The following is a 25,113-nucleotide window of genomic DNA, read 5'->3' on the forward strand; positions in this document are numbered from 1 at the left end:
GCCATGTCTGAGAAAACTTTCCTGGTGGAAATCGGCACCGAAGAGCTGCCACCAAAAGCCCTGCGCAGCCTGGCTGAATCTTTCGCTGCGAACGTGACCGCCGAGCTGGATAACGCTGGCCTGGCACACGGTAAAATTGAGTGGTTTGCTGCACCGCGCCGTCTGGCGCTGAAAGTGGCAAATCTGGCGGCGTCTCAGCCGGATCGCGAAGTCGAAAAACGTGGCCCGGCGATTGCCCAGGCGTTTGACGCGGAAGGCAAGCCGAGCAAAGCGGCTGAAGGCTGGGCGCGCGGTTGCGGCATCACCGTTGATCAGGCCGAGCGTCTGACCACGGATAAAGGCGAGTGGCTGCTGTATCGTGCGCACGTGAAAGGCGAAAGTGCTGAAGCGCTGCTGCCGGACATGATTGCCACGTCTCTGGCGAAGCTGCCGATTCCTAAGCTGATGCGCTGGGGCGCGTCTGACGTGCACTTCGTGCGTCCGGTGCACACCGTGACCCTGCTGCTGGGCGATACCGTTATCCCGGCGACCATTCTGGGCGTGGCGTCCGATCGCGTGATCCGCGGCCATCGCTTTATGGGCGAGCCAGAGTTCACCATCGACAATGCCGACCAGTATCCGCAGATCCTGCTGGAGCGCGGTAAGGTCATTGCCGACTACGAGCAGCGTAAAGCCAAAATCAAAGCGGACGCGGAAGACGCGGCGCGCAAGATTGGCGGTAACGCAGACCTGAGCGACAGCCTGCTGGAAGAAGTCACCTCTCTGGTTGAATGGCCAGTTGTGCTGACGGCGAAGTTCGAAGAGAAATTCCTGGCCGTTCCGGCTGAAGCGCTGGTATACACCATGAAGGGTGACCAGAAGTACTTCCCGGTCTATGCCAACGACGGCAAGCTGCTGCCAAACTTCATCTTCGTGGCGAACATCGAATCGAAAGATCCGATCCAGATTATCTCCGGTAACGAGAAAGTGGTGCGTCCACGTCTGGCAGATGCGGAGTTCTTCTTCAATACCGACCGTAAAAAGCGTCTGGAAGATCATCTCCCGCGCCTGCAGACCGTGCTGTTCCAGCAGCAGCTGGGTACGCTGCGCGACAAGACCGACCGCATTGCGGAGCTGTCCGGCTGGATTGCCCGTGAAATCGGTGCAGACGTCAACCACGCGACGCGTGCAGGCCTGCTGTCCAAGTGCGACCTGATGACTAACATGGTGTTCGAATTTACCGACACCCAGGGCGTGATGGGCATGCACTACGCGCGTCACGATGGCGAAGCGGAAGACGTGGCCGTCGCCCTGAACGAGCAGTATCAGCCGCGCTTTGCGGGTGACGAACTGCCGTCCAACCCGGTTGCATGTGCCGTCGCAATTGCCGATAAGATGGACACCCTGGCGGGTATCTTTGGTATCGGTCAGCATCCGAAAGGCGACAAAGATCCGTTTGCGCTGCGTCGTGCCGCGCTGGGCGTGCTGCGTATCATCGTTGAGAAGAACCTGAACCTCGATCTGCAGACCCTGACCGAAGAAGCGGTGCGTCTGTACGGCGACAAGCTGACTAACGCGAACGTTGTGGATGATGTGATCGACTTTATGCTCGGTCGTTTCCGCGCGTGGTATCAGGACGAAGGCTACACCGTTGACACTATTCAGGCGGTGCTGGCGCGTCGTCCGACCCGTCCGGCTGATTTCGATGCGCGTATGAAGGCGGTTTCCCACTTCCGTACCCTGGAAGCGGCATCTGCCCTGGCCGCGGCCAACAAGCGCGTATCCAACATTCTGGCGAAATCCGACGAGACGCTGAACGAGCGCGTGAACGCCGCAACCCTGAAAGAGCCGGAAGAGATCGCTCTGGCGATGCAGGTTGTGGTGCTGCGCGACAAGCTCGAGCCGTACTTCGCGGAAGGTCGCTACCAGGAAGCGCTGGTGGAGCTGGCCGAGCTGCGTGACGTGATCGACGCCTTCTTCGAGAAAGTGATGGTGAACGTAGAAGATAAAGAACTGCGTATTAACCGTCTCTCCATGCTCGAGAAACTTCGCGAGCTGTTCCTGCGCGTAGCGGATATTTCGCTGCTGCAGTGATGTGCCGTTGTTACACATGCTAAAAACCCGCTTCGGCGGGTTTTTTTATGGGGCTTTTCTGAGCAGGATAAGCGGAGCGTCATCCGGCAGGTTTAGCCGATCGCGATTGTGCCTTCGTCCGTCTGCAGCCAGCGCGGTGCCTTCAGCTTATCGGCAAAGTAGCTGACCAGTTCGCACAGCAAATCTTCCATCACGATTTCAGATTGTCGCGGCAGTGAGCCGTTCATCAGCATCTGCGTTATCTCCTGACAGTAGCGCCCCAGCTGATCGCATTCGGGTTCGAAAGCCGGAACGCATGACGGGAGTTCCTTCACGGTCAGGCTGGCTTTTAAAGCGTCCGGAACAGGATCCAGAAGCGTGGGTTGCAGAAGATTCAGACAGGCATAAAGTCTGCCGTAAAGGGCCATTTTTGGGGCGGGTTCTTCGCAATCGACCAGTGCGTCGGTAAAACGTTCGCAGTTATCCGCCAGTTCGGTGAAGTCGGTGGCGTGGTTGAAGGGCAGGGTGATTAAAGAGTTAATCAATGACATAAAATAACCTCAGTGAGTGGTATATCTTCCGCCACGGGAGGTTCCAGGCTCGCTGGTGGCGGAACCGAACAAGGTTGGAACGACTGGCCTCACTGACACCAGCGCGCTTTGCAGCGCCCCTGTCCGGCCCGCCATTGAGATGCAACAGGCCGTACGACACAGAGCCTGTGTCGCCAGTGAAGTGATTCAGGGTTCCAATCCCGGCACCTGATTTTGCAGGTGCGAAGAGAACTTACTGCTCATCAAAACAGGCGGCAACAGTTTTGAGCTATGTCGCTGAGGATATTACCATTTCTGGAAAGAGGCTCGCAAAATTACCGTAATGAGAAGCATACTGCGGGTAGAGGTTTTACAGCGACGCCATGGCGGTGGCGATTGAGCCGCCCTGGCACGTTCACAGGCCATGTCGTTACAGAGTAGCAAGGAACAACCCCCACAGCCGTATGTTCCCCCTCACCCCAGCCCTCTCCCTCAAGGGAGAGGGGGCCGTCTGTGCAGGCAATATTTGGTGGGGATCCCTCAGCCCAAAGGGGGAGGGAGTATAAGTCGATCAAAATTTAACCTTGAAACCTTCAACACATTACCGCTATCCTTAACGCGTTAACTTTCTCGCGCTGGAGCGCCCCCCAAAAATGAACAAACACGACTGATGAATTTCGATCCTTGCTAAACGCCACCGCGTCGGCAGGGGATGTTTTGATTTCATTCAGGAGTGCTTATGGCTCATTTTGCGCAGTCCCCTTCTTTTATTTTGCATCAGGTCACCTGTCAGTTTCCGACTGGCGATACCCTTTTTGGTCCGCTGAATCTCACGCTGGAACCCGCCCTGTGCGCGCTGGTTGGCCGCAACGGCAGCGGGAAAACGCGTCTGCTGCGTCTGCTGGCGGGGCTGGACGAACCGGCTTCCGGTCATATTGAACGCTTTGGCTCGCATGCCTGGGTGGCGCAGCAGCACGTCATTTCGCCGCAGACGACGCTTGCTGAACTGCTCGGGTATGACGCTATTTTTGCGGCGCGTAAGCGCATCGACAGCGGCAATTACCAGCCTGACGATCTGGACACGCTCGACGGCCGCTGGGATGTCGCCGAGCGTCTGAGCGAAGCGTTTATCAATGCGAATCTCCCGCCGTTTGACCCGGATAAACCCGCCGGTGAGCTCAGCGGCGGCGAGCGCATTTGCGCCCTGCTGTGCGGGGCGTTTACGGCTGAAGCCGATTTCATGCTGCTGGACGAGCCCACTAACCATCTGGACCGACAGGGCCGGGCGTGGTTCTACGACCAGCTCAGCCGTTTTCAGGGCGGCGTGCTGGTGGCTTCCCATGACCGTGAGTTGCTGGCCCAGGTGCCGCGTATCCTTGAACTGAGCGCCTCGGACCTGCGCAGCTACGGCGGGAATTATGCGGATTATCAAACCCAGCGCGATGCCGAACAGCAGGCGGCCCGCGCGTCGCTGGAACATGCTGCAACCGAGCGCAAACGCACTCGGGCACGCATGCAAAAAGAGCATGATGACAGCCAGCGGCGTTCGGCAAAGACATTGCGCACCGTTGATACCCTGAATATCGCGTCGTTCGAGCGGGTCAAATATAAAGGCGCGGCAAAGGAGCGGATCGGCTCCTGGAAAAAACAGCACAGCGAGCAAAATGAAGCCCTCAACGCCGCGGTAAAAAAGGCGCGTGAACGCGTTGAAGAAGATAACCCGGTAATGTTCACCCTGCCGGGGAGTCAGATCCCGGACGGGAAGCAGGTACTGGTGCTGGAGGATCTGGTGCTGCCGCATGTGCCTGTTCCTCCGCTCAACTTGCGGATGGACGGACCGATGCGCGTGGCGTTAAAGGGACCGAACGGCTGCGGAAAATCGACGCTGTTAAAAACCCTCCTCGGCGAGATAGCCCCCCGTTCGGGTACCTGTAAGGTTTCCGTCAGCTGCGCTTATCTCGACCAGCATCTTTCCCGGCTCGATCTTTCGCAGTCGGTCATGACGCATCTCAACCTGAGTCATACGCCTCTGGAAGAGGGGGTATTGCGAACCCGTCTGGCGCAGCTTCAACTGGGTGCCGACAAAGTGACGCTCCCGCTTGCGGAGCTGAGCGGCGGCGAGCGTCTTAAGGCCGCTCTGGCCTGCGTGCTGTGGCGCGCGGAGGCTACGCAGCTTCTGCTGCTGGATGAACCGACCAACCATCTGGATTTGGCCTCGGTCCAGGCCATTGAAGCGGCGCTGGCCGGTTTCCCTGGGGCTTTGCTGGTGGTATCACACGATGAGGCTTTTCTAAGAGGCTTAACGTTAACGCATGAATGGGTGTGGGAAGAGGCGGGCTGGCGTTGCGAGAGCCTTTAAAACACAAGCCCCCGCAAAGGCGGGGGCATTCAATCTTCACTACGCTATCTGTTTGCTGAGTGCAGGGTTGGCCTGAATCAGGCGCATCAGCCTTAACTCGGTTGGGGTGGGTTTCTCACGTTTTGACTCCCACTCCTGCACCATAGCCACGCTGACACCCATCGCTCTGGCGAATTCTTCTGTTTTCAGTCCTGTCCCTTTGCGCAATTGCTCATATTCTGTAAAGGGATTGGATTTTTGTTGCAGGGTAATCGCCTGCGGTACGTCTTTAAAAATGATCTGTTCCAGACTGCTCAGCAGTTCAAACTCAGGATCTTTATATTCCATTGAGGACTCCTCTTAAATCTCACATCGTGATCAAGAACATCAGAGAGCCAGTTAAGAATAGTCCCTAATACGAACTCAGGATCGTCACGGGTGTGATTAATCGTGCGGTAACTATCGCTTTACCCGATTCAGCGATATGGATAGTTATGCTAATTACCTGATTAGTCATATGTCGGCTTCGGCAGGTATTTTTTTGTAAATGGTAAGAAATAAATCGGCAATAGCCGTTTTGCATGAAAAGAGTATCTTGCAAGGCTGACCTGGACTATCCTTGTCAGCGTCGGGCACGCGTGTGCCGGTGTGCGCTTTTTTGGGTGAAAGGAGTAATAAAATGGCGACAGGAAAGTCCTGCTCTCGCTGGTTTGCGCCTATTGCGGCGTTGTTGATGGTTGTTAGCCTGAGTGGGTGTTTTGATAAAGAAGGCGATCAGCGCAAAGCGTTTATCGATTTTCTGCAGAATACAGTGATGCGCAGCGGCGAGCGGTTGCCGACGCTGACTGCGGATCAGAAAAAACAGTTTGGCCCCTTCGTGTCCGATTACGCCATTCTTTATGGTTATTCACAGCAGGTGAGCCAGGCGATGGATTCCGGTATCCGTCCGGTAGTGGATAGCGTGAACGCCATTCGCGTTCCGCAGGATTATATGACGCAGCGTGAACCGCTTCGCCAGTCCAACGGTGCGCTTGGCGTACTGAGCCAGCAGTTGCAGAATGCGAAAATGCAGGCTGACGCGTCACGTTCTGCGCTGAAGCAGGGTGACGATCTCAAACCTGTCTTCGACAAAGTGTATGAGAAAGTGGTGACGAAACCGTCTGAAGCGCTGCAACCGCTGATTCCGGCCGCGCAAATCTTCACGCAGCAGCTGGTTCAGGTGGGCGACTTTATTGCCCAGCAGGATACTCAGGTGAGCTTTGTTGCCAACGGCATTCAGTTCCCGACCTCGCAGCAGGCAAGCCAGTACAATACGCTGATTGGGCCGCTGGCCTCACAGCATCAGGCCTTTAGCCAGGCCTGGAGTGCCGCAGTCACGGCCACAGAATAAACCGAAAAAACCCCGCGCCTGGCGGGGTTTTTTTATGCTTATCGAAAATAACGCTTGTCATTCTTCTACCACATCGGTATAACTATCCCCGTCGGTTTGTTACACAGACCTAAAGCAGTTTAGTAAAGCAGTCCAGATTGTTATCCATAGATACCCTTCGTTGTGACCCTTCCTTCATCGCTTAAAAATCTGTAACGCAATCCATCAAGCCGGAAGGCTCAATATATTTGTTAATAAGGTAATTTCTATGTCTGCTAAAATGACTGGTCTGGTAAAATGGTTCAACGCTGATAAAGGTTTCGGCTTCATCACTCCTGACGATGGCTCTAAAGACGTGTTCGTACACTTCTCTGCTATCCAGAACGATGGCTACAAATCTCTGGATGAAGGTCAGAAAGTTTCCTTCACCATCGAAAGCGGCGCTAAAGGCCCAGCAGCTGGTAACGTTGTAAGCCTGTAAGCTTCCAACCCAGTAGCACAAAATTCAAAAACCCGCCTTCTGGCGGGTTTTTTCATTTCTATTGTTGCACCTGCGGGTTCACGCAGTTTATCTCCACCTTTCCGCTTAGGGCGGCGATAAGGTTATCGACCGCAGTGGCCGCCATGTTGTAGCGCGTCTCATGGGTGGCTGAGCCGATGTGGGGCAGGGCGACGACGTTTGGCATTGTCAGCAGCGGGGAGTCCACCGGCAGCGGCTCCTGTTCAAACACGTCCAGACCTGCGGCATGGATCTCACCGTTCTGCAGGGCTTCAATCAGCGCCTTCTCATCTACCACCGGGCCACGACCCGCGTTGATGAAAATGGCGGATTTCTTCATTTTTTCAAATGCGGATTTGCCAATCAGATGACGCGTTTCGTCCGTCAGCGGCAGAACCAGACAAACAAAATCGGCTTCCTGCAGCAGAGTATCCAGCTCGCAGTAACGGGCGTTGAAGCGTTCTTCGGCTTCACCGTGATGGCGACGCGCGTTATACAGAATCGGCATGTTAAAACCAAAATGCGCGCGCTGCGCCAGTGCCAGCCCAATGCGCCCCATGCCAACAATGCCCAGCGTTTTGCCGTTAACGTCCACGCCGAACCAGTCCGGTCCAATGCTTTTTGTCCATTCGCCCGCTTTCACGCGCTCGGCCACTTCCACCACGCGACGGGCCGTGGTGAGTACCAGCGCCATCAGCGTATCGGCCACGGTTTCCGTCAGGGCATGGGGGGTGTGCATCAGCAGGATCTTGCGGGCGTTCAGGGCATCCACATCGAAATTGTCGTAACCCACGGAAACGGTAGAGGTAGCACGAAGCTTCGGCATTTTCTCCAGCAGGGCGACATCCACTTTCTCGCTTGAACCCAGCAGGCCTTCGGCGCTGGCGAACGCTTCGGCGTGCTGCGCCACGGTTTCCGGGCTCAGGTTCTTCACCAGCGTGACGGTGAAGTGTTCTTCAAGGCGTTTCTGCAGATCTTCCGGCAGTGCTTTGTACAAAATGACGGACGGCTTCATGCTAATCTCCGTTGATTTTTAAGGATTCAGGCGTGGCGTGCGCCGACAGGATGCTGTTGATTATTAGCAGGCTTAACAATCAGAGTAAGCCACACGGAGGCGAAAAGCGCCACCCCCATAAAGATGTACGATGCGGACGGGCTGCCGGTGGCACCGTTCAGGTAGCCGACGAACCAGGAGCCGCAGAACGACCCCAGCGCACCCATACTGTTAATCAGCGCCATCGCGCCACCCGCGACGTTACGCGGCAGCATTTCCGGGATGATGGCAAAGAACGGACCGTACGGGGCATACATGGCGGCACCGGCGACCACCAGCAGGGTATAAGAGGCCCAGAAGTGATTTGCACCCACGGCCCACGAGCCGATGAAGGCAAAAGCAGCGATCAGCAGCAGCGGCCAGACAAACATTTTTCGGTTCTGCAGCTTGTCCGACGCCCATGAGACGACGATCATGGCGATGGTCGCGGCCAGATACGGTACGGAAGAGAGCCAGCCCACTTCTACCATGCCGAGGTTTTCGCCGCCGCTGCGGATAATCGACGGCAGCCACAGCACAAAGCCGTACACGCCAATGCTCCAGGTAAAGTACTGCGCGCAGAGCAGGATCACGTTACGCGAGCGGAAGGCTTCACCGTAGTTGCGTACCGCCTTCAGGCCTTGCTGTTCTTTATCCAGCTGCGCCTGCAGCGCCGCTTTTTCATCTTCGGAAAGCCATTTCGCCTGGGCAGGTTTATCTTTTACCAGCACCCACCAGCAGAATGCCCAGATCACTGCCGGGACCCCTTCGATAATAAACATCTCGCGCCAGCCGAAGGACTGTATCAGGTAGCCAGACACCACCGACATCCACAGCACCGTCACCGGGTTACCGAGGATCAGGAAGGTATTCGCGCGCGAGCGTTCAGATTTGGTAAACCAGTTGCTGATGTAGATCAGCATCGCCGGCATGACCGCCGCCTCAACGACGCCGAGGATAAAGCGAATGGCGGCCAGGGCAGGAATATTGTTCACCACGCCGGTCAGTGACGCGCAGGCGCCCCACAGGATCAGACAGACGAAGATCAGCTTACGCACGCTGCGGCGTTCCGCGTAAATCGCGCCGGGGATCTGGAAGAAGAAGTAGCCCAGGAAGAAAAGGGCACCCAGCAGGGAGGAGATACCTTTGGTGATGCCAAGGTCCTCTGTGATCCCCGCCGCGGACGCGAAGCTGAAGTTGGCACGGTCAAGGTACGCCAGGCTGTACGTGATAAACACGATTGGCATGATGTACCACCAGCGTTTTACTGCATTGGTCGAACTGTTCATAGGCTTGCCTCTGTTGTTGAGGTTGTTACCGCCGTTGTCTGTAGGGTACACGGTGGCTTGTTTTGCTGAGTGCGATTTATGCCCCTCACCCCGGCCCTCTCCCCAGAGGGGAGAGGGAGCAAGTCATTCCCTCTCCCCTCTGGGGAGAGGGTTAGGGTGAGGGGGATGTTTATTCGTTAAGCTCTGCTCGCGTGGGTAATCCTTCGCTGTCGCCCTGCACCTGAATGGCCAGCGAGCCAATCTTGTTGCCTCGCTCCACGGACTGCGGCAGCGTTTTGCCTTCCAGCAGGGCGCTAATCACGCCCACGGCAAAACCGTCGCCCGCGCCGACGGTGTCGACCACGTTCTCAACCTTGACCGCCGCGACCGCGCCCTGTTCGCCGTCGGCCGTCTTAAACCATGCGCCATCGGCGCCGGTCTTCAGCACCACCGCTTTTACTCCTTTATTCAGGTAGAAATCGGCAATGCCCTCCGGTGTGCTTTCGCCGGTCAGGATCATCCCTTCTTTCAGGCCCGGCAGAACCCAGTCCGCTCTGAACGCCAGACGGTTGAGCTTCTCGACCATTTCCGCTTCGCTTTTCCACAGCACCGGGCGCAGGTTCGGATCGAAAGAGATCGTTTTTCCCTGGGCTTTCAGAGTGGCTGCCGCGTGATCCAGCAGTTCATACGAGCTGGCAGACAGCGCTGCCGCCACGCCGCTGAGGTGCAGATGGCGCGCGGAGGCGAAATAGTCGGCGTGGTAATCCGCCACTGAGAGGTGGCTTGCGGCCGATCCCTTACGGAAATACTCAACGATGGGATCGGTTCCATTTTCGACCTTTGATTTAAGCTGAAAGCCGGTAGGGAAGCGTGCATCAAGGGTGACGCCCGCGGCATCAATCCCCTCTTTTTTCAGCGAGTCGAGAACGAAATGGCCAAAGCTATCGTCCCCCACGCGGCTGACCCAGCCCACGTTCAGGCCGAGACGCGCCAGGCCGGTTGCGACGTTCAGCTCTGCGCCCGCCACGCGTTTGATAAAGTGCTCTACCGCGCTCAGCTCGCCCGTTTCGGTGGCGACAAACATCGCCATGGCCTCGCCGATCGTGATGACATCCAGCGTCTTGTGCATGGCTTACTCCTCGCGCAGCAGGTTGACGTAATGGCGGGTAACGGCGGTTAAATCCGTCCCTTCCAGCGGGAACTCGATACCGCGCGGGGCATCGGCAGGCAGCTGGCCAAGCAGATCCAGCCAGCGCGCATCAGCGTGGTCCGGCGCCACGGCGCGGAAGTTATCTTTATGCGGCACGGCGGCTTTCACGTGGATATAGCTCACCGCAGGGGCCAGATTACGCGCGGCCTCTTCGGGGGAATCACCGACCCACAGCCAGTTGCCCATGTCGAAGGTCAGCGTGACGGGTAAGGCCATTTCCCGACAGGCGGCCTGGAAGCGCTGCATCGGCGCGAGCTGTCCGCAGTCGGTCTGATCGTTCTCCACGACCAGCGCCATGCCGCTTGCGTTCAGCAGGGTACGCAGGGCGTCGAGAGGCTGCGCGTCGCGGAAATGGCCCAGGGAAACCTTCAGCCACAGGGCGTTCAGGGTGCTAGCCTCAGAGAGATAGCGGGTCAGGTCCGGGTTGAGGGTGCCGTCGGGCATAAACAGGGCGGCGGGGGCGGAGTAGCACGCCAGCAGGCCGAGCAGCTCAATCGATTCTCCCAGCGCAGGCAGCGTCAGCAGCTCTTCGCTGCTGAACAGTTCCCGGCGGATCTCCACGCCGTCTGCCCCTGCGCCTGCAATAACGGGAAGCATCGCCCGCTGACCGCCTGCCTGTCGCACCTGTTCCGCACCGTACGCGGCGGTGACCACCATAATTTTCCTGCCCATCTTCGGACTCCATCGCAACATATCAATACTATTACGCTAGATGGAACCGGTTCCAAAGAAAAGGTCAGGATGTTGAATTTATGATCGGTATCACAAGGGAAAATTAACGCGCCGTGGAGCCGCGAACGATCAGCTCGCCGGAGAAGACCTGCTCGCGAACGGCATCGCTGGTGCCTTCAATGCGGCGAACCACTTGTTGAACAGCAGCATAGCCAATCTGCCAGGTGGGCTGTTTGAGGGTCGTAATGCCGACGCCCGCCAGCTCCGCCCACTCCAGTTCATCAAACCCCAGCAGACCGATATCGCTGCCCCAGTGCAGGCCAATGCGCTTGAGCGAGCGGGCGACCTGAAGCGTCAGCGCCCCGTTTGCGGAGATAACGGCTTTGCGCATCCCGCGATGGCGCGTGTGGAACTGGCGCAGGGTGTTATCAAGTTGGTCGGCTTCGTGAAGCGGCGTTTCGGCATTTTCGGCGATCACGCCGGGATATCGCTCCAGCGTGGTGCGAAATGCGCTCAGGCGCTCGCGACGGGTATTGACCATCCCTAACGGTTCGCTCAGAAACAGAATGGCCTCGAAGCCCTGTTCGATCAGATGTTCGGTGGCGGTCGTGGCGGCCTGGGTGTTATCCAGCCCGACCACATCGCAGGCAAATTCCGGGATTTTACGGTCGATGAGGACCATGGGCAGGGAGGATTGCTGCAGGCGATTTAAACCCTCTTCCCGCATGCCCACCGCGTTAACCACAATCCCTTCGACCTGATAGCTGCGCAGCAGATCGAGGTAATGCAGCTCCTGGTCGACTTCGTTGTTGGTATTACAGACCAGCGGCGTGAAGCCCTTCTCGCGACAGGCGGCTTCAATACCGCTGAGGACGTTAACGGAATAGGGGTTGGTGATATCGGCGATGATAAGCCCGATAAGGCGGGTGCGGCCGCGTTTGAGCCCGCGCGCCATGAGGCTGGGACGGTAGTCGAGATCGGCAATGGCCTGCTCAATGCGCGCCAGCAATGCGTCGGACAGCAGGTGTTTCTCGCCGTTAAGGTAGCGCGAAATGCTGGTTTTACCGGTTTTGGCGGCTTTCGCCACGTCGCTAATGGTGGCCCGGGCTGGTTTGCTCATCGCTGATTTCCCTGAATTTAGTGAGAATACCTTAACGGGAAAATCAGACGAATCAAGTAATTTGCCCGGTGGCGCTGCGCTTACCGGAGGGTGCGGTCTGGTGCCCTCACCCCAACCCTCTCCCACGGGAGAGGGTGCAACCACTAAAAACGGCAACGAGCGTTGCCGTTTTGCTTTTACCTACTGAATTGGGCTTAACGTAATCTCAACGCGGCGGTTCTGCGCTTTGCCTTCCGCCGTGCTGTTGCTGGCGATAGGGTTGGCAGGGCCCATGCCGCTTGTGCGGATGCGGTTGGCTTCAACGCCCTGGGTAATCAGCGAGCTGGCTACGGCATCGGCGCGCTGCTGGGACAGACGCATGTTCAGATCCTGGCTGCCGGTGCTGTCGGTGTAGCCCATCACGTTCACGGCGGTCTTGTTGTACTCTTTCAGCACCATCGCCACGCCGGTGGGCGTGTTCGCGCCCGCGGGTTTCAGCGTTGCGCTGCTGCTGTCGAAGGTCACGTTGTTCGGCATATTCAGGATGATGTTATCGCCGCTGCGCGTCACGCTCACGCCGGTTCCCTTCATTTTGTCGCGCAGCTTCGCTTCCTGCACGTCCATGTAATAGCCGACGCCGCCACCCAGCGCCGCGCCCGCCGCTGCGCCAATCAGCGCGCCTTTACCGCGGTCTTTCTTGGAGGAGGAGAGCGCCCCCACGCCTGCGCCGACCAGCGAGCCGATACCCGCGCCAATGCCGGATTTACCCGCTTCACGCTCACCGGTGTAAGGGTTAGTTGTGCAGCCAGAAACAGCCAGTGCACCGCTCACCAGAGCGGCAATAACGAGTACGCGTTTTTTCATCTTCTTTCCTTAATCCTTTTTATTCTTTGCCACGGCGAGCGTGGCAGTTGATTATGACGTCCAGATACGGAGAAAATTCCGGGTATAACTCTGAAATTTGTGACAAACCATAAACTGCCTCAGAAAGAAGGCCGTAAACCTGCACGCAACCAGGAGCGCACGCTTGAGCACCTCAACGAAAACCATTCTGACCGCCGCCCACTGGGGGCCGATGCTGGTCGAAACCGATGGCGAAAATGTTCTGTCGTCCCGCGGGGCACTGCCAACCCAATATCCCAACTCGTTACAGACCGTCGTTCGAGATCAGGTGCACAGCAAAACGCGCGTGCGCTGGCCGATGGTGCGTAAAGGTTTTCTGGCCTCGCCGGATAAACCGCAGGGGATCCGCGGTCAGGATGAGTTTGTTCGCGTGAGCTGGGATGACGCGCTGGCGCTGATCCACGCCCAGCATAAGCGCATTCGCGACACTTACGGTCCGTCGTCCATTTTTGCCGGATCTTACGGCTGGCGTTCGAACGGCGTGCTGCACAAGGCCTCGACGCTGCTGCAGCGCTACATGAGCCTGGCGGGAGGCTATACCGGCCATCTCGGGGATTACTCCACCGGCGCGGCGCAGGCGATCATGCCGTACGTCGTTGGGGGGAACGAAGTGTACCAGCAGCAGACCAGCTGGCCGCTGGTGCTGGCGCATACCGACGTGGTGGTGCTCTGGAGCGCTAACCCCCTCAACACGCTGAAAATTGCCTGGAATGCCAGCGACGAGCAGGGCATTGGGTATTTCGACGCGCTGCGCAAAAGCGGCAAGCGCATCATCTGCATTGACCCGATGCGCTCTGAAACCATGGATTTCTTCGGCGACACCGCCGAGTGGATTGCTCCCCATATGGGCACCGACGTGGCGATGATGCTGGGGATCGCCCATACGCTGGTAGAAAACGGCTGGCACGATGATGAATTCCTGACGCGCTGTACCACCGGCTTCGATAAATTTGCCGACTACCTGACGGGTCAATCCGATGGGGTGGCGAAAACGGCAGAGTGGGCGGCAGAGATTTGCGGCGTTCCTGCGGAGAAAATCCGCGAACTGGCGGCGTTGTTCCATAAAAATACCACGATGTTAATGTCCGGCTGGGGAATGCAGCGTCAGCAGTTTGGCGAGCAAAAACACTGGATGCTGGTAACGCTTGCCGCAATGCTTGGGCAAATCGGCACGCCGGGCGGGGGTTTTGGTCTCTCCTATCACTTTGCAAACGGCGGTAACCCGACGCGTAAAGCGGCGGTGCTGGCGTCTCTGCAAGGCTCGGTGCAGGGCGGCGTCGATGCCGTGGATAAAATCCCGGTGGCGCGTATTGTTGAAGCCCTGGAAAACCCGGGCGGTTTCTATCAGCACAACGGTCTGGACCGCCACTTCCCGGACATTAAATTTGTATGGTGGGCGGGCGGGTCGAACTTCACGCACCATCAGGATACCAACCGCCTGATCCGCGCCTGGCAAAAGCCGGAGCTGGTGGTGATTTCCGAGTGCTTCTGGACCGGCTCGGCTAAGCATGCAGATATTGTCCTGCCAGCGACCACCTCGTTTGAGCGTAACGATCTCACTATGACCGGCGACTACAGCAACCAGCATATGGTCCCGATGAAGCGCGTAGTGGCCCCGCGAGACGAAGCGCGTGATGATTTTGACGTGTTTGCTGAACTGAGCGAGCTGTGGGAAGCGGGCGGTCGCGAGCGTTTTACCGAAGGGAAAAGCGATCTGCAATGGCTGGAGAGCTTCTACCAGATTGCCGGCCAGCGCGGCGCAGCGCAGGGCGTGACGCTTCCGCCATTTGCTGAATTCTGGGAGGCGAACCAGATCGTTGAGATGCCGGAGAGCGAACAGAACGCGAAGTTTGTCCGTTTTGTCGATTTCCGACGCGACCCCGAGAGCCACCCGCTGAAAACCGAGAGCGGAAAGATCGTGATCCACAGCGAGCGCATCGCCAGCTTTGGCTATGCCGACTGCCCGCCACACCCTATGTGGCTCGAGCCGGACGAGTGGCACGGCAACGCCCAGCCGGAACAGCTGCAGGTGTTGTCTGCGCATCCCGCGCACCGTCTGCACAGCCAGCTTAACTATACGTCTCTGCGCGAGCAGTATGCGGTCGCCGGGCGAGAGCCGGTCACGCTGAATTCCCTTGATGCGAAAGCCCGGGGGATTGCGGACGGCGACGTGGTGCGCGTCTGGAACTCGCGCGGGCAGGTGCTGGCAGGGGCGGTGGTGAGCGACGGGATTAAACCGGGCGTGATCTGCATTCATCAGGGCGCATGGCCCGACCTTGAGCCTTCCGAGGGAGGGATCTGTAAAAACGGGGCGGTTAACGTGCTGACCAAAGATCTCCCCAGCTCGAAGCTGGGGAATGGCTGCGCAGGGAACACGGCGCTGGCCTGGGTAGAAAAATATCAGGGACCCGAGCTTACCTTAACGGCGTTTGATCCGCCTGCCAGCTCATGATCCACGTCGGGTGCTGAGTGTCATCCTGCCAGGCGCTGTCTTCAATGCGAAAGCCCTGAGCATGGTAGAAATTCACCGCCCGCACATTTTTCTGATATACCTCCAGCGTTAAGTGCGGGAAGCGCTGCTGAACATGGTTCAGCAGCGCGCGCCCGATGCCTTTCCCGATGCATGACGGTGCGACAAACAGCGCGCCGACAAACTGAGACTGCATCACGCTGATAAATCCGTATGGCTCGCCATCCTGTTCCCAGACCCAGGTTTCCGCCGACGGCAGGTAAACGTCCCGCACCATGGCTTCATTCTCTTTCCAGTAACCCGGCTCGATAAACGGATGCGCTTCCGTGGTGCTTTCAAGCCACAGGCTCAGAAGCGGCGCGGTATTCTCACTTTGCCATTTGCGGATCATGATGGCCTCCCGGATGACAGAAGCAGCCGGTAACGTGGTCGTTGACCAGGCCACAGGCCTGCATAAAGGCGTAGCAGATGGTGGAACCGACAAACTTAAAGCCGCGTTTTTTCAGGGCCTTCGAGAGCGCATCCGAGGCCGGGGTAGAGGCCGGGATTTCCGCGAGCGTGGCGGCTTGGGTGACCTGCGGATCGTTGTTCACAAACGTCCAGACAAAATCTGAAAATGATTCGCCGTTTTGCTCCATTGCCAGGTAAGCGCGTGCGTTACCGATGATGGCCTGGATCTTACCGCGATGACGGATGATACCGGCGTCCTGCACCAGGCGTTCCACGTCTTCATCGGTCATCGCGGCGACGGCGACAGGATCGAACTGGTGGAAGGCGTTGCGGTAGTTTTCACGTTTCTTCAGTACCGTAATCCATGACAACCCCGCCTGCTGGCCCTCCAGACAGATCATCTCAAAGAGTTTTTTGCCATCCGTTTCCGGCACGCCCCATTCCCGATCGTGATAGTCGATATAAAGCTGATCCTGGCTCACCCAACCGCAACGTTCCATCCGTCATCTCCCTTATTGATACTGATTTCGCAAAATTTTCATTCTGACTGGCTTGACGTGTTTACTATAAAGACAATAGTTAATACAAGGGTTATAAGCTCTTCCTGAATAACGACAAATATCGCCGAATTCGGCTCTCTCTGGGGTCGCGTTGATGATGATAAAAAAAATCAGTGGTCGCCATGCTGCTTCTGGCCTGGTGGGGATTTCAGCCTGCCTGTTTTTTTGTAATACAGCTTCTGCCTGGCAACAGGAATATATCGTTTCAGACGCCCAAAATAATACGGCGGAACGCTATACATGGGACGCGGATCACCAACCGCGTTATGAGGATATTCTGGCTGAGCGTATTCAGTCTTCGCAAAACGCGCCGGGTCTTGCCCTGAATATACCGTCTGGCAGCACGCCGGAGGGGGCGATGAGCGTGGGCTGGAATTTTCCGGTTTCAGCGCGTATCACCACCGGTCCGGTGGTGGCGTGGCGATACGACGGCACGGCTCCCATGATGATCAACGAGTTTGGTGATAGCGCGTCGACGCAGGCAATCACCGACCCGCTCTGGCATGCCAGCGTCAGCACGCTGGGGTGGCGCGTGAATACCCAGTACGGCGATCTTCGTCCGTGGGCGCAGATTAGCTATAACCAGCAGTTTGGTGAAAACCAGTGGAAATCGCAGTTTGGCATGCCGCAAACGCCAGCCCCTGCCCAAAACGGTAGCTGGATGGACGTCACCGTGGGAACGGATATTCCTTTTAATACGCACGTCGCGGCCTATGCGTCGCTGGCTCAGGGGGAGCACACCACCACCGGTGAGGAGTTTTTATACACCCTCGGCGTTAGCGCAAATTTCTAGAGTTGTTACTTTTTTAAACGTTACGATAACATCTCGAATACAACAACCACGGGCTTTACAGCGATAGCGGATACTAACACGCTGTCGCTTTATTCCCGGGCCAGGCCATTCATTCCCGTTTCCAGGCATTTCATTCCGTTCCGCCTGCATTTCATGCCGTTTTACCCCAGGCGTATTAAGGTTTTGTTTATCGTTGTCCTCAGCGAACTTCCTTAATTTCTCTTGCAGGACGACTGCCATGAACACATCAACTTATAACCGCACGCGCTGGCTCACGCTCTTTGGCACCATCGTCACCCAGTTTGCGCTGGGGTCGGTCTATACCTGGAGCCTGTTTAACAGCGCGCTTTCCGACAAACTCGGCGCGCCGGTCAGCCAGGTTGCGTTCTCCTTTGGTCTGCTGAGCCTGGGGCTGGCGATTTCGTCTTCCGTCGCGGGCAAGCTGCAGGAGCGTTTTGGGGTGAAGCGTGTGACCATGGCGTCCGGCATTCTGCTGGGTTTGGGCTTTTTCCTGACGGCGCATTCCAGCAACCTGATGATGCTGTGGCTGAGCGCCGGCGTGCTGGTGGGTCTGGCCGATGGCGCAGGTTACCTGCTGACCCTGTCGAACTGCGTGAAGTGGTTCCCGGAGCGTAAAGGCCTCATCTCCGCATTCGCCATCGGCTCCTATGGCCTGGGCAGCCTCGGATTCAAATTTATCGACTCCCATCTGCTGGCGTCCGTTGGCCTCGAAAACACCTTTATGATCTGGGGCGCAATCGTGCTGGTGATGATTCTGTTCGGCGCCACGCTGATGACCGATGCGCCGCAGCAGGAGGTCAAATCCGTTAACGGCGTGGTGGAGAACGACTTCACCCTCGCGCAGTCCATGCGTAAACCGCAGTACTGGATGCTGGCGGTGATGTTCCTGACGGCCTGCATGAGCGGACTTTATGTCATCGGTGTGGCGAAGGATATCGCGCAGGGGATGGTGAAGCTGGATGCGGCTACGGCGGCGAATGCGGTGACGGTCATCTCCATTGCCAACCTTTCCGGTCGTCTGGTGCTCGGTATTCTGTCTGACAAAATTGCCCGCATCCGTGTGATTACGATTGGGCAGGTGGTTTCGCTGGTCGGCATGGCGGCGCTGCTGTTCGCTCCGCTGAATGAAGCCACCTTCTTTGCGGCGATTGCCTGCGTGGCCTTTAACTTCGGCGGCACGATTACCGTCTTCCCGTCACTGGTAAGCGAGTTCTTTGGCCTGAACAATCTGGCGAAAAACTACGGCGTTATCTATCTTGGCTTCGGGATCGGCAGCATCTGCGGCTCGCTGATAGCCTCTCTGTTCGGCGGGTTCTACGTGACCTTCTGCGTCATATTTGCCCTGCTGATTATCTCGCTGGCGCTCTCGACCACGATTCGCCAGCCGCAGCGTGAAGTATTCAAAGAAGCGCACGCGTAAGCAGTATGAAAGAGGCCTCTGTGGCCTCTTTTTTCTTTATGCGAGACGCTTCCCGTCTCGATATTTTGTAAAAATTTATACCGATCACACTCTCTGCTGCCACTTTTCTCTCCCGCTGTGGTCTACTTATCGCGCTTGTAGACGTTTCTAATAACGCTTCCTTACGCATTTACGTACTCTGTCCGCTTTCTCTTTGAGATTCGTCGGGTTTTTATACCCCTTCCCCCAGGGTTGTTTGCATGAAATACATTAGGTCTCTTACCCAGCAAAGATTGTGTCTGATGCTGGCTGTCTATATCGGATTATTTCTGAATGGCGCGGTACTGTTCAGAAGAGTGGAAGGTTATTTTGAACACCTTACCGTGAGTAATGGTATTTTTGCCGCCATTGAAGTGTTCGGCTCCGTCCTCGCTACCTTCTTCCTCTTACGTCTGCTGTCCCTTTTTGGCCGACGTACCTGGCAAATTTTGGCCTCGCTGGTGGTGATTATTTCCGCCGCCGCAAGCTATTACATGACCTTTATGAACGTGGTCATTGGGTACGGTATCGTTGCCTCGGTGATGACCACGGATATCGATCTCTCGAAAGAGGTGGTAGGGAAAGGCTTTATCGTCTGGACAGTTTTAACCTGTCTGATACCGCTGTTCTTTATCTGGAACAATACGTGCCGCTATACGCTGCTACGCCAGCTGCGCACCCGTGGACAGCGGATCCGCAATATCGTCGTTGTCCTGCTGGCTGGTCTGCTGGTATGGGCGCCAATCCGCCTGATGGAAACGCAGCAAAAACGCGTTGAAAAAGCGACGGGCGTGGATATGCCAAGCTATGGCGGCGTGGTGGCAAACTCGTATTTGCCGTCTAACTGGCTGTCAGCGTTAGGTCTGTATGCCTGGGCGCAGGCGGACGAATCCAGTGATGTGAAATCGCTGATCAATCCAACGAAAAAATTCACCTACCAGCCGCCAGCCGACGGGATTGATGATACGTACGTCGTCTTCGTCATCGGCGAAACGACGCGCTGGGATCATATGGGTATTCTCGGCTATAACCGGGACACCACGCCAAAGCTGGCGCAGGAGAAAAACCTGGTGGCTTACCGTGGCTACTCCTGCGATACCGCAACCAAGCTCTCGCTGCGCTGCATGTTTGTGCGTGAAGGCGGTGCAAGCGATAACCCGCAACGCACGCTGAAAGAGCAGAACGTGTTTGCCGTGCTGAAGCAGCTTGGGTTTAGCTCAGACCTGTTCGCTATGCAAAGTGAGATGTGGTTCTACACCAACACGCTGGCAGATAACATTGCGTACCGCGAGCAGATTGGCGCAGAGCCGCGTAACCGCGGCAAAAACGTCGACGACATGCTGTTGCTGGAAGAGATGTCGCAATCCCTCAAGAACCATCCGCAGGGTAAGCATCTGGTTATTCTGCATACCAAAGGGTCGCATTACAGCTACTACCAGCGCTACACCCGTGATTTTGCGAAGTGGCAGCCCGAGTGCGTGGGCATTAATAAAGACTGCAGCAAGCAGGAGCTGATCAACGCCTACGACAACTCGGTGCTGTACGTGGATACCTTCCTGAGTCGGGTGATCGACCAGCTGCGCGATAAAAAAGCGATTGTGATTTACGCGGCAGACCACGGTGAATCCATCAACGAGAAAGAGCACCTGCACGGTACGCCGCGCAAGCTGGCACCGCCGGAGCAGTTCCGCGTGCCGATGATCATGTGGATGTCGGATAAGTATCTTGAAAATCCGGAGAAGGCGAAGATGTTTGCTCAGCTGAAAAAAGAGGCGGAGATGAAGGTGCCGCGTCGTCACGTTGAGCTGTACGACACCATTATGGGTTGTCTCGGTTATACCTCACCGAATGGTGGGATTAACGAAAACAACAACTGGTGTAAACTCCCTGATAACAGCGTAAAAGCCGCGCAGTAGCTGCCCTGGCGAGAATATCGCCAGTTGAATGGCTTTTTGAAAATAAGGGATTGACGGGGGCGCACCTCAGCAGTAAGATGCGCTCCGCATTCGGCGAGTAGCGCAGCTTGGTAGCGCAACTGGTTTGGGACCAGTGGGTCGGAGGTTCGAATCCTCTCTCGCCGACCACATTCTGAAAAGGGCTAACCGCAAGGTTAGCCCTTTTTGCATTATGATCTTATCCCGTCAGAGTATCCAAAACGCCCCTTAGGCCTGCTTCTCCCTGCCTGTTAACGATTTTGTGACATAATCCATTGTATTTTTTTATATATAGATTGATCTTTTTTCGCGTTGCTTATGGATAACCTCAGCATTTTTCGCTGTGCGTTTTAACGTTCGCGGTATTTAGTGCTCAGATAATCACCATTCTGCAAGAAAATTTACCCATTCTGAATAAAAGTTAATCACTGATTGTTGCGAAATATGAAGAGACTTGTGCTGCAAGATAGCGAGTAGCATAAATTTCCCTGCTGAAAACTGGCATACATAGTTTTTTTAATCTTTGTTTGCGGTTTCTCACACTCAGCGTAAATCCCCGTCACCTGTATTGACGTTTTCACATTCTGTTGACAGATTGTAGGGCATGAGGGGCATTTCAGGGACGATCTGCGCTGCAACTCAAACGCTCTTCTGAAAGGATTCTCCATCCCTTTAAAGCCTTCGGGCATCACCGACCGGACCGGGTAAAAAATAAATAAAGGTCTGGCGGCGTAACACAACAAAGCAAAACATCACATTGGAGCAGAATAATGAGTATTTCCTTGAAGAAGTCAGGGATGCTGAAGCTTGGTCTGAGCCTGGTGGCTATGACCGTGGCAGCAAGCGTACAGGCAAAAACCCTGGTTTACTGTTCTGAAGGCTCGCCGGAAGGCTTTAACCCACAGCTCTTTACCTCTGGTACGACTTACGACGCAAGCTCTGTACCGATCTATAACCGTCTGGTTGAATTCAAAACCGGTACCACGGAAGTGATTCCGGGTCTGGCCGAGAAGTGGGACGTCAGCGAAGACGGTAAAACCTATACCTTCCACCTGCGCCAGGGCGTGAAGTGGCAGGACAGCAAAGAATTCAAACCAACGCGCGACTTTAACGCCGACGACGTTGTGTTCTCCTTCGACCGTCAGAAAAACGCTCAGAACCCGTACCACAAAGTGTCTGGCGGCAGCTATGAATACTTCGAAGGGATGGGTCTGCCAGACCTGATCGCTGAAGTGAAAAAAGTGGATGATAAAACGGTTCAGTTCGTGCTGACGCGTCCGGAAGCGCCATTCCTAGCTGACCTGGCCATGGACTTCGCTTCAATTCTTTCCAAAGAGTACGCGGACAACATGCTGAAAGCCGGTACGCCGGAGAAAGTTGACCTGAACCCAATCGGCACCGGTCCATTCCAGCTGCTGCAGTACCAGAAAGACTCCCGCATTCTGTACAAAGCGTTCGAAGGCTTCTGGGGAACCAAGCCGCAGATCGACCGTCTGGTCTTCTCCATCACGCCTGATGCGTCAGTGCGTTATGCAAAACTGCAGAAAAACGAATGCCAGGTAATGCCGTACCCGAACCCGGCTGATATCGCCCGCATGAAGCAGGACAAGAACATCAACCTGCTGGAGCAGGCTGGCCTGAACGTGGGCTATCTCTCCTTTAACACCGAGAAGAAACCGTTTGATGACGTGAAAGTGCGTCAGGCGCTGACCTACGCGGTGAACAAAGAAGCGATTATCAAGGCGGTTTACCAGGGCGCTGGCGTTGCTGCCAAAAACCTGATCCCACCAACCATGTGGGGTTATAACGACGACGTTAAAGACTACACCTACGATCCTGAGAAAGCGAAAGCGCTGCTGAAAGAAGCGGGCCAGGATAAAGGCTTTACCGTTGAGCTGTGGGCGATGCCGGTACAGCGTCCATACAACCCGAACGCACGCCGTATGGCGGAAATGGTTCAGGCTGACTGGGCTAAGGTTGGCGTTCAGGCCAAGATTGTGACCTACGAGTGGGGCGAGTACCTGAAGCGCGCCAAAGCGGGTGAGCACCAGGCGGTAATGATGGGCTGGACCGGTGATAACGGGGATCCGGACAACTTCTTCGCCACCCTGTTCAGCTGCGCGGCAGCGAAAGACGGTTCTAACTACTCTCGCTGGTGCTACAAGCCGTTTGAAGACCTGATCCAGCCGGCGCGTGCGACCGACGATCACAACAAACGTATTGAACTGTACAAGCAGGCTCAGGTTGTTATGCACGATCAGGCTCCGGCGCTGATTGTTGCTCACTCCACCGTGTACGAGCCAGTGCGTAAAGAAGTGAAGGGCTACGTGGTTGATCCACTGGGCAAACACCACTTCGAAAACGTATCTGTTGAATAATAAGTAGGGTGTTCTCCCTCTCCCTCTGGGAGAGGGCAGGGGTGAGGGGATGCATGCACGCCCTTCACCCTAACCCTCTCCCGCCAGGAGAGGGAATTTACATTTGTGAGCAATACAGACGTCACGCCACTGGTCGTGCGTCATCAGAGAGAATCCGGGTTATGTTGCAGTTCATCCTCCGACGTCTGGGACTTGTTATCCCCACGTTTATCGGTATCACCCTTCTCACTTTTGCCTTCGTCCATATGATCCCCGGCGACCCGGTAATGATTATGGCGGGCGAGCGTGGTATTTCCCCTGAGCGCCATGCACAGCTGCTGGCGGAACTCGGTCTCGATAAGCCGATGTGGCAGCAGTACCTCCACTATATCTGGGGCGTATTGCACGGTGATTTAGGGATTTCGCTGAAAAGCCGTCTTCCGGTGTGGGACGAGTTCGTGCCGCGTTTTAAAGCGACGCTGGAGCTTGGCGTCTGCGCCATGATTTTCGCCACTGCGGTGGGTATTCCTGTTGGGGTACTGGCTGCCGTCAAGCGTGGCTCTATTTTTGACCACACCGCCGTGGGCCTGGCGCTGACCGGCTACTCCATGCCTATCTTCTGGTGGGGCATGATGCTGATCATGCTGGTATCGGTGCAGCTTAACCTGACACCGGTCTCCGGGCGCGTCAGTGATATGGTCTTCCTTGATGACTCCAACCCGCTCACCGGATTTATGCTGATCGATACGGCTATCTGGGGCGAAGAGGGCAACTTCATTGATGCCGTGGCGCACATGATCCTGCCTGCCATGGTGCTGGGCACCATTCCTCTGGCGGTGATCGTGCGAATGACCCGTTCATCGATGCTGGAAGTGCTGGGTGAGGATTATATCCGCACCGCGCGCGCCAAGGGCCTGACGCGTATGCGCGTCATCATCGTCCATGCGCTGCGTAATGCCATGCTGCCGGTGGTGACCGTTATCGGCCTTCAGGTGGGGACGTTGCTGGCGGGGGCGATCCTGACCGAAACCATCTTCTCCTGGCCGGGCCTTGGACGCTGGCTGATTGACGCGCTGCAACGCCGTGACTATCCGGTTGTGCAGGGCGGTGTACTGCTGGTCGCGACGATGATTATCCTCGTCAACCTGCTGGTCGATTTGCTGTACGGCGTGGTGAACCCGCGTATTCGTCATAAGAAGTAAGGGACCATCATGTCACAAGTCACTCAAAATAAAGTGGTCGCTGCACCGGTTCCTATGACGCCGCTGCAGGAGTTCTGGCACTACTTCAAGCGCAATAAAGGCGCGGTGGTAGGGCTGGTGTATGTCGTAATCATGATCCTGATCGCGGTGTTTGCGAACTTCCTCGCACCGTATAACCCGGCGGACCAGTTCCGCGATGCGCTGCTCGCCCCGCCTGCGTGGCAGGACGGCGGCAGCCTGGCGCACCTGCTGGGTACCGATGACGTGGGCCGCGACGTGCTGTCGCGTCTGATGTACGGCGCGCGCCTGTCGCTGCTGGTCGGCTGTCTCGTTGTTGTGCTGTCGCTGATCATGGGCGTTGTACTCGGCCTGGTTGCCGGTTACTTCGGCGGCATCGTTGATAACATCATCATGCGTATCGTCGACATCATGCTGGCGCTGCCAAGCCTGCTGCTGGCGCTGGTGCTGGTGGCGATCTTCGGCCCGTCGATAGGCAATGCCGCGCTGGCGTTGACCTTCGTGGCGCTCCCTCACTACGTGCGTTTAACCCGTGCGGCGGTGCTGGTGGAAGTGAACCGCGATTACGTCACCGCCTCTCGCGTGGCGGGTGCCGGTGCGATGCGTCAGATGTTCGTGAATATCTTCCCAAACTGCCTTGCGCCGCTGATTGTTCAGGCGTCGCTCGGTTTCTCTAACGCCATTCTTGATATGGCCGCTCTTGGCTTCCTGGGCATGGGTGCGCAGCCGCCAACACCGGAGTGGGGCACCATGCTCTCCGACGTGTTGCAGTTCGCACAAAGCGCCTGGTGGGTTGTCACCTTCCCGGGTCTGGCAATTCTGCTGACGGTGCTGGCATTTAACCTGATGGGTGATGGCCTGCGTGATGCGCTTGATCCCAAACTGAAGCAGTAAGAG

At 56.5% G+C, this 25,113-nt stretch carries 21 protein-coding genes and 1 tRNA gene; 12 read left to right on the plus strand and 10 right to left on the minus strand.

Features of this window, described 5'->3' with window-relative positions; all coding sequences use genetic code 11:
- The first annotated feature begins 3 nt into the window (after positions 1-3).
- Positions 4-2,073, plus strand: a complete 2,070-nt coding sequence (glyS, locus tag HCH49_RS19110) for a glycine--tRNA ligase subunit beta (RefSeq protein WP_039261172.1) — start codon at positions 4-6, stop codon at positions 2,071-2,073.
- Positions 2,074-2,165: 92 nt separating this feature from the next.
- Here glyS and HCH49_RS19115 read toward each other — a convergent pair whose 3' ends face one another.
- The gene (locus HCH49_RS19115) at positions 2,166-2,603 is read right to left on the minus strand and encodes a hypothetical protein (RefSeq protein WP_087823727.1); all 438 of its coding nucleotides are present in this window, start codon (positions 2,601-2,603) and stop codon (positions 2,166-2,168) included.
- 718 nt (positions 2,604-3,321) lie between these two features.
- Between HCH49_RS19115 and HCH49_RS19120 the strand changes: the two genes are divergently transcribed.
- Complete coding sequence (locus tag HCH49_RS19120) at positions 3,322-4,941, plus strand: ABC-F family ATP-binding cassette domain-containing protein (RefSeq protein WP_167819041.1); 1,620 nt, start codon at positions 3,322-3,324, stop codon at positions 4,939-4,941.
- A gap of 39 nt (positions 4,942-4,980) precedes the next feature.
- Here HCH49_RS19120 and HCH49_RS19125 read toward each other — a convergent pair whose 3' ends face one another.
- The gene (locus HCH49_RS19125) at positions 4,981-5,268 is read right to left on the minus strand and encodes an HTH-type transcriptional regulator (RefSeq protein ID WP_029740975.1); all 288 of its coding nucleotides are present in this window, start codon (positions 5,266-5,268) and stop codon (positions 4,981-4,983) included.
- A 331-nt stretch (positions 5,269-5,599) separates the two neighbouring features.
- Here HCH49_RS19125 and HCH49_RS19130 point away from each other — a divergent pair, with 331 nt between their 5' ends.
- Together HCH49_RS19130 and cspA are read left to right on the plus strand one after the other, a co-directional pair.
- Positions 5,600-6,310, plus strand: coding sequence for a DUF3053 domain-containing protein (locus HCH49_RS19130; RefSeq protein WP_023309949.1), 711 nt, complete (start codon positions 5,600-5,602; stop codon positions 6,308-6,310).
- A gap of 247 nt (positions 6,311-6,557) precedes the next feature.
- A complete protein-coding gene (cspA, locus tag HCH49_RS19135) occupies positions 6,558-6,770 on the plus strand; it encodes an RNA chaperone/antiterminator CspA (RefSeq protein WP_003860775.1) in 213 nt (70 codons plus the stop codon).
- Between the two features lie 58 nt (positions 6,771-6,828).
- On the opposite strand, the gene ghrB is transcribed toward cspA, so the two are convergent.
- The 6 genes from ghrB to HCH49_RS19165 all read right to left on the minus strand — a co-directional run bounded on the left by ghrB (position 6,829) and on the right by HCH49_RS19165 (position 12,934).
- Positions 6,829-7,803 (minus strand): glyoxylate/hydroxypyruvate reductase GhrB, encoded by a 975-nt coding sequence (ghrB, locus tag HCH49_RS19140; protein WP_167819042.1) that lies wholly within the window; start codon positions 7,801-7,803, stop codon positions 6,829-6,831.
- A gap of 26 nt (positions 7,804-7,829) precedes the next feature.
- Entirely contained in the window at positions 7,830-9,110 is a 1,281-nt protein-coding gene (locus HCH49_RS19145) for an MFS transporter (RefSeq protein WP_047059763.1), read from the minus strand.
- 169 nt (positions 9,111-9,279) lie between these two features.
- Positions 9,280-10,218 carry a sugar kinase gene (locus HCH49_RS19150; RefSeq protein WP_064673784.1) on the minus strand — a complete coding sequence of 313 codons (939 nt, stop codon included), beginning with the start codon at positions 10,216-10,218 and terminating at the stop codon, positions 9,280-9,282.
- 3 nt (positions 10,219-10,221) lie between these two features.
- Positions 10,222-10,971, minus strand: a complete 750-nt coding sequence (locus tag HCH49_RS19155) for a sugar phosphate isomerase/epimerase family protein (protein WP_096150896.1) — start codon at positions 10,969-10,971, stop codon at positions 10,222-10,224.
- 103 nt (positions 10,972-11,074) lie between these two features.
- Positions 11,075-12,091, minus strand: coding sequence for a LacI family DNA-binding transcriptional regulator (locus tag HCH49_RS19160; RefSeq protein WP_221703238.1), 1,017 nt, complete (start codon positions 12,089-12,091; stop codon positions 11,075-11,077).
- Between the two features lie 180 nt (positions 12,092-12,271).
- Complete coding sequence (locus HCH49_RS19165; protein WP_221703240.1) at positions 12,272-12,934, minus strand: OmpA family lipoprotein; 663 nt, start codon at positions 12,932-12,934, stop codon at positions 12,272-12,274.
- 211 nt (positions 12,935-13,145) lie between these two features.
- On the opposite strand from HCH49_RS19165, the gene HCH49_RS19170 reads away from it, so the two are divergent.
- Positions 13,146-15,425, plus strand: coding sequence for a molybdopterin guanine dinucleotide-containing S/N-oxide reductase (locus HCH49_RS19170; RefSeq protein ID WP_260454164.1), 2,280 nt, complete (start codon positions 13,146-13,148; stop codon positions 15,423-15,425).
- Here the strand turns inward: HCH49_RS19170 and HCH49_RS19175 are convergent.
- Positions 15,388-15,834 (minus strand): N-acetyltransferase, encoded by a 447-nt coding sequence (locus tag HCH49_RS19175; protein ID WP_032661790.1) that lies wholly within the window; start codon positions 15,832-15,834, stop codon positions 15,388-15,390. The genes HCH49_RS19170 and HCH49_RS19175 overlap by 38 nt on opposite strands.
- Complete coding sequence (tag, locus tag HCH49_RS19180) at positions 15,812-16,393, minus strand: DNA-3-methyladenine glycosylase I (RefSeq protein ID WP_024909083.1); 582 nt, start codon at positions 16,391-16,393, stop codon at positions 15,812-15,814. The genes HCH49_RS19175 and tag overlap by 23 nt, the downstream gene beginning before the upstream one ends.
- A gap of 154 nt (positions 16,394-16,547) precedes the next feature.
- On the opposite strand from tag, the gene HCH49_RS19185 reads away from it, so the two are divergent.
- The 7 genes from HCH49_RS19185 (at position 16,548) to dppC (ending at position 25,110) form a co-directional block, all read left to right on the plus strand.
- A complete protein-coding gene (locus tag HCH49_RS19185; RefSeq protein WP_033146996.1) occupies positions 16,548-17,246 on the plus strand; it encodes an autotransporter domain-containing protein in 699 nt (232 codons plus the stop codon).
- A gap of 238 nt (positions 17,247-17,484) precedes the next feature.
- Positions 17,485-18,687, plus strand: a complete 1,203-nt coding sequence (locus HCH49_RS19190; protein ID WP_033146995.1) for an MFS transporter — start codon at positions 17,485-17,487, stop codon at positions 18,685-18,687.
- A gap of 239 nt (positions 18,688-18,926) precedes the next feature.
- Positions 18,927-20,621, plus strand: coding sequence for a kdo(2)-lipid A phosphoethanolamine 7''-transferase (eptB, locus tag HCH49_RS19195; protein ID WP_039261186.1), 1,695 nt, complete (start codon positions 18,927-18,929; stop codon positions 20,619-20,621).
- Between the two features lie 91 nt (positions 20,622-20,712).
- Positions 20,713-20,789: transfer RNA gene (locus HCH49_RS19200), tRNA-Pro, on the plus strand.
- Positions 20,790-21,409: 620 nt separating this feature from the next.
- The gene (dppA, locus tag HCH49_RS19205; protein WP_039261188.1) at positions 21,410-23,017 is read left to right on the plus strand and encodes a dipeptide ABC transporter periplasmic-binding protein DppA; all 1,608 of its coding nucleotides are present in this window, start codon (positions 21,410-21,412) and stop codon (positions 23,015-23,017) included.
- Between the two features lie 161 nt (positions 23,018-23,178).
- Positions 23,179-24,198 (plus strand): dipeptide ABC transporter permease DppB, encoded by a 1,020-nt coding sequence (gene dppB / locus HCH49_RS19210; RefSeq protein ID WP_023334097.1) that lies wholly within the window; start codon positions 23,179-23,181, stop codon positions 24,196-24,198.
- Between the two features lie 9 nt (positions 24,199-24,207).
- Positions 24,208-25,110: a dipeptide ABC transporter permease DppC gene (dppC, locus tag HCH49_RS19215; protein ID WP_023309963.1), complete on the plus strand. Its 903-nt coding sequence runs from the start codon at positions 24,208-24,210 to the stop codon at positions 25,108-25,110.
- Positions 25,111-25,113 lie beyond the last annotated feature (3 nt).

It is taken from the genome of Enterobacter sp. Y17 (genome assembly GCF_019730495.1).
GTDB classification, from domain to species: Bacteria; Pseudomonadota; Gammaproteobacteria; order Enterobacterales; family Enterobacteriaceae; genus Enterobacter; species Enterobacter asburiae_B.

Bases quoted from the DNA above. Each gene is read 5' to 3' on its own strand.
- glyS (WP_039261172.1), top strand. From the start codon at position 4: ATGTCTGAGAAAACTTTCCTGGTGGAAATCGGCACCGAAGAGCTGCCA.
- HCH49_RS19115 (WP_087823727.1), bottom strand. From the start codon at position 2,603: ATGTCATTGATTAACTCTTTAATCACCCTGCCCTTCAACCACGCCACC.
- HCH49_RS19120 (WP_167819041.1), top strand. From the start codon at position 3,322: ATGGCTCATTTTGCGCAGTCCCCTTCTTTTATTTTGCATCAGGTCACC.
- HCH49_RS19125 (WP_029740975.1), bottom strand. From the start codon at position 5,268: ATGGAATATAAAGATCCTGAGTTTGAACTGCTGAGCAGTCTGGAACAG.
- HCH49_RS19130 (WP_023309949.1), top strand. From the start codon at position 5,600: ATGGCGACAGGAAAGTCCTGCTCTCGCTGGTTTGCGCCTATTGCGGCG.
- cspA (WP_003860775.1), top strand. From the start codon at position 6,558: ATGTCTGCTAAAATGACTGGTCTGGTAAAATGGTTCAACGCTGATAAA.
- ghrB (WP_167819042.1), bottom strand. From the start codon at position 7,803: ATGAAGCCGTCCGTCATTTTGTACAAAGCACTGCCGGAAGATCTGCAG.
- HCH49_RS19145 (WP_047059763.1), bottom strand. From the start codon at position 9,110: ATGAACAGTTCGACCAATGCAGTAAAACGCTGGTGGTACATCATGCCA.
- HCH49_RS19150 (WP_064673784.1), bottom strand. From the start codon at position 10,218: ATGCACAAGACGCTGGATGTCATCACGATCGGCGAGGCCATGGCGATG.
- HCH49_RS19155 (WP_096150896.1), bottom strand. From the start codon at position 10,971: ATGGGCAGGAAAATTATGGTGGTCACCGCCGCGTACGGTGCGGAACAG.
- HCH49_RS19160 (WP_221703238.1), bottom strand. From the start codon at position 12,091: ATGAGCAAACCAGCCCGGGCCACCATTAGCGACGTGGCGAAAGCCGCC.
- HCH49_RS19165 (WP_221703240.1), bottom strand. From the start codon at position 12,934: ATGAAAAAACGCGTACTCGTTATTGCCGCTCTGGTGAGCGGTGCACTG.
- HCH49_RS19170 (WP_260454164.1), top strand. From the start codon at position 13,146: ATGCTGGTCGAAACCGATGGCGAAAATGTTCTGTCGTCCCGCGGGGCA.
- HCH49_RS19175 (WP_032661790.1), bottom strand. From the start codon at position 15,834: ATGATCCGCAAATGGCAAAGTGAGAATACCGCGCCGCTTCTGAGCCTG.
- tag (WP_024909083.1), bottom strand. From the start codon at position 16,393: ATGGAACGTTGCGGTTGGGTGAGCCAGGATCAGCTTTATATCGACTAT.
- HCH49_RS19185 (WP_033146996.1), top strand. From the start codon at position 16,548: ATGATGATAAAAAAAATCAGTGGTCGCCATGCTGCTTCTGGCCTGGTG.
- HCH49_RS19190 (WP_033146995.1), top strand. From the start codon at position 17,485: ATGAACACATCAACTTATAACCGCACGCGCTGGCTCACGCTCTTTGGC.
- eptB (WP_039261186.1), top strand. From the start codon at position 18,927: ATGAAATACATTAGGTCTCTTACCCAGCAAAGATTGTGTCTGATGCTG.
- dppA (WP_039261188.1), top strand. From the start codon at position 21,410: ATGAGTATTTCCTTGAAGAAGTCAGGGATGCTGAAGCTTGGTCTGAGC.
- dppB (WP_023334097.1), top strand. From the start codon at position 23,179: ATGTTGCAGTTCATCCTCCGACGTCTGGGACTTGTTATCCCCACGTTT.
- dppC (WP_023309963.1), top strand. From the start codon at position 24,208: ATGTCACAAGTCACTCAAAATAAAGTGGTCGCTGCACCGGTTCCTATG.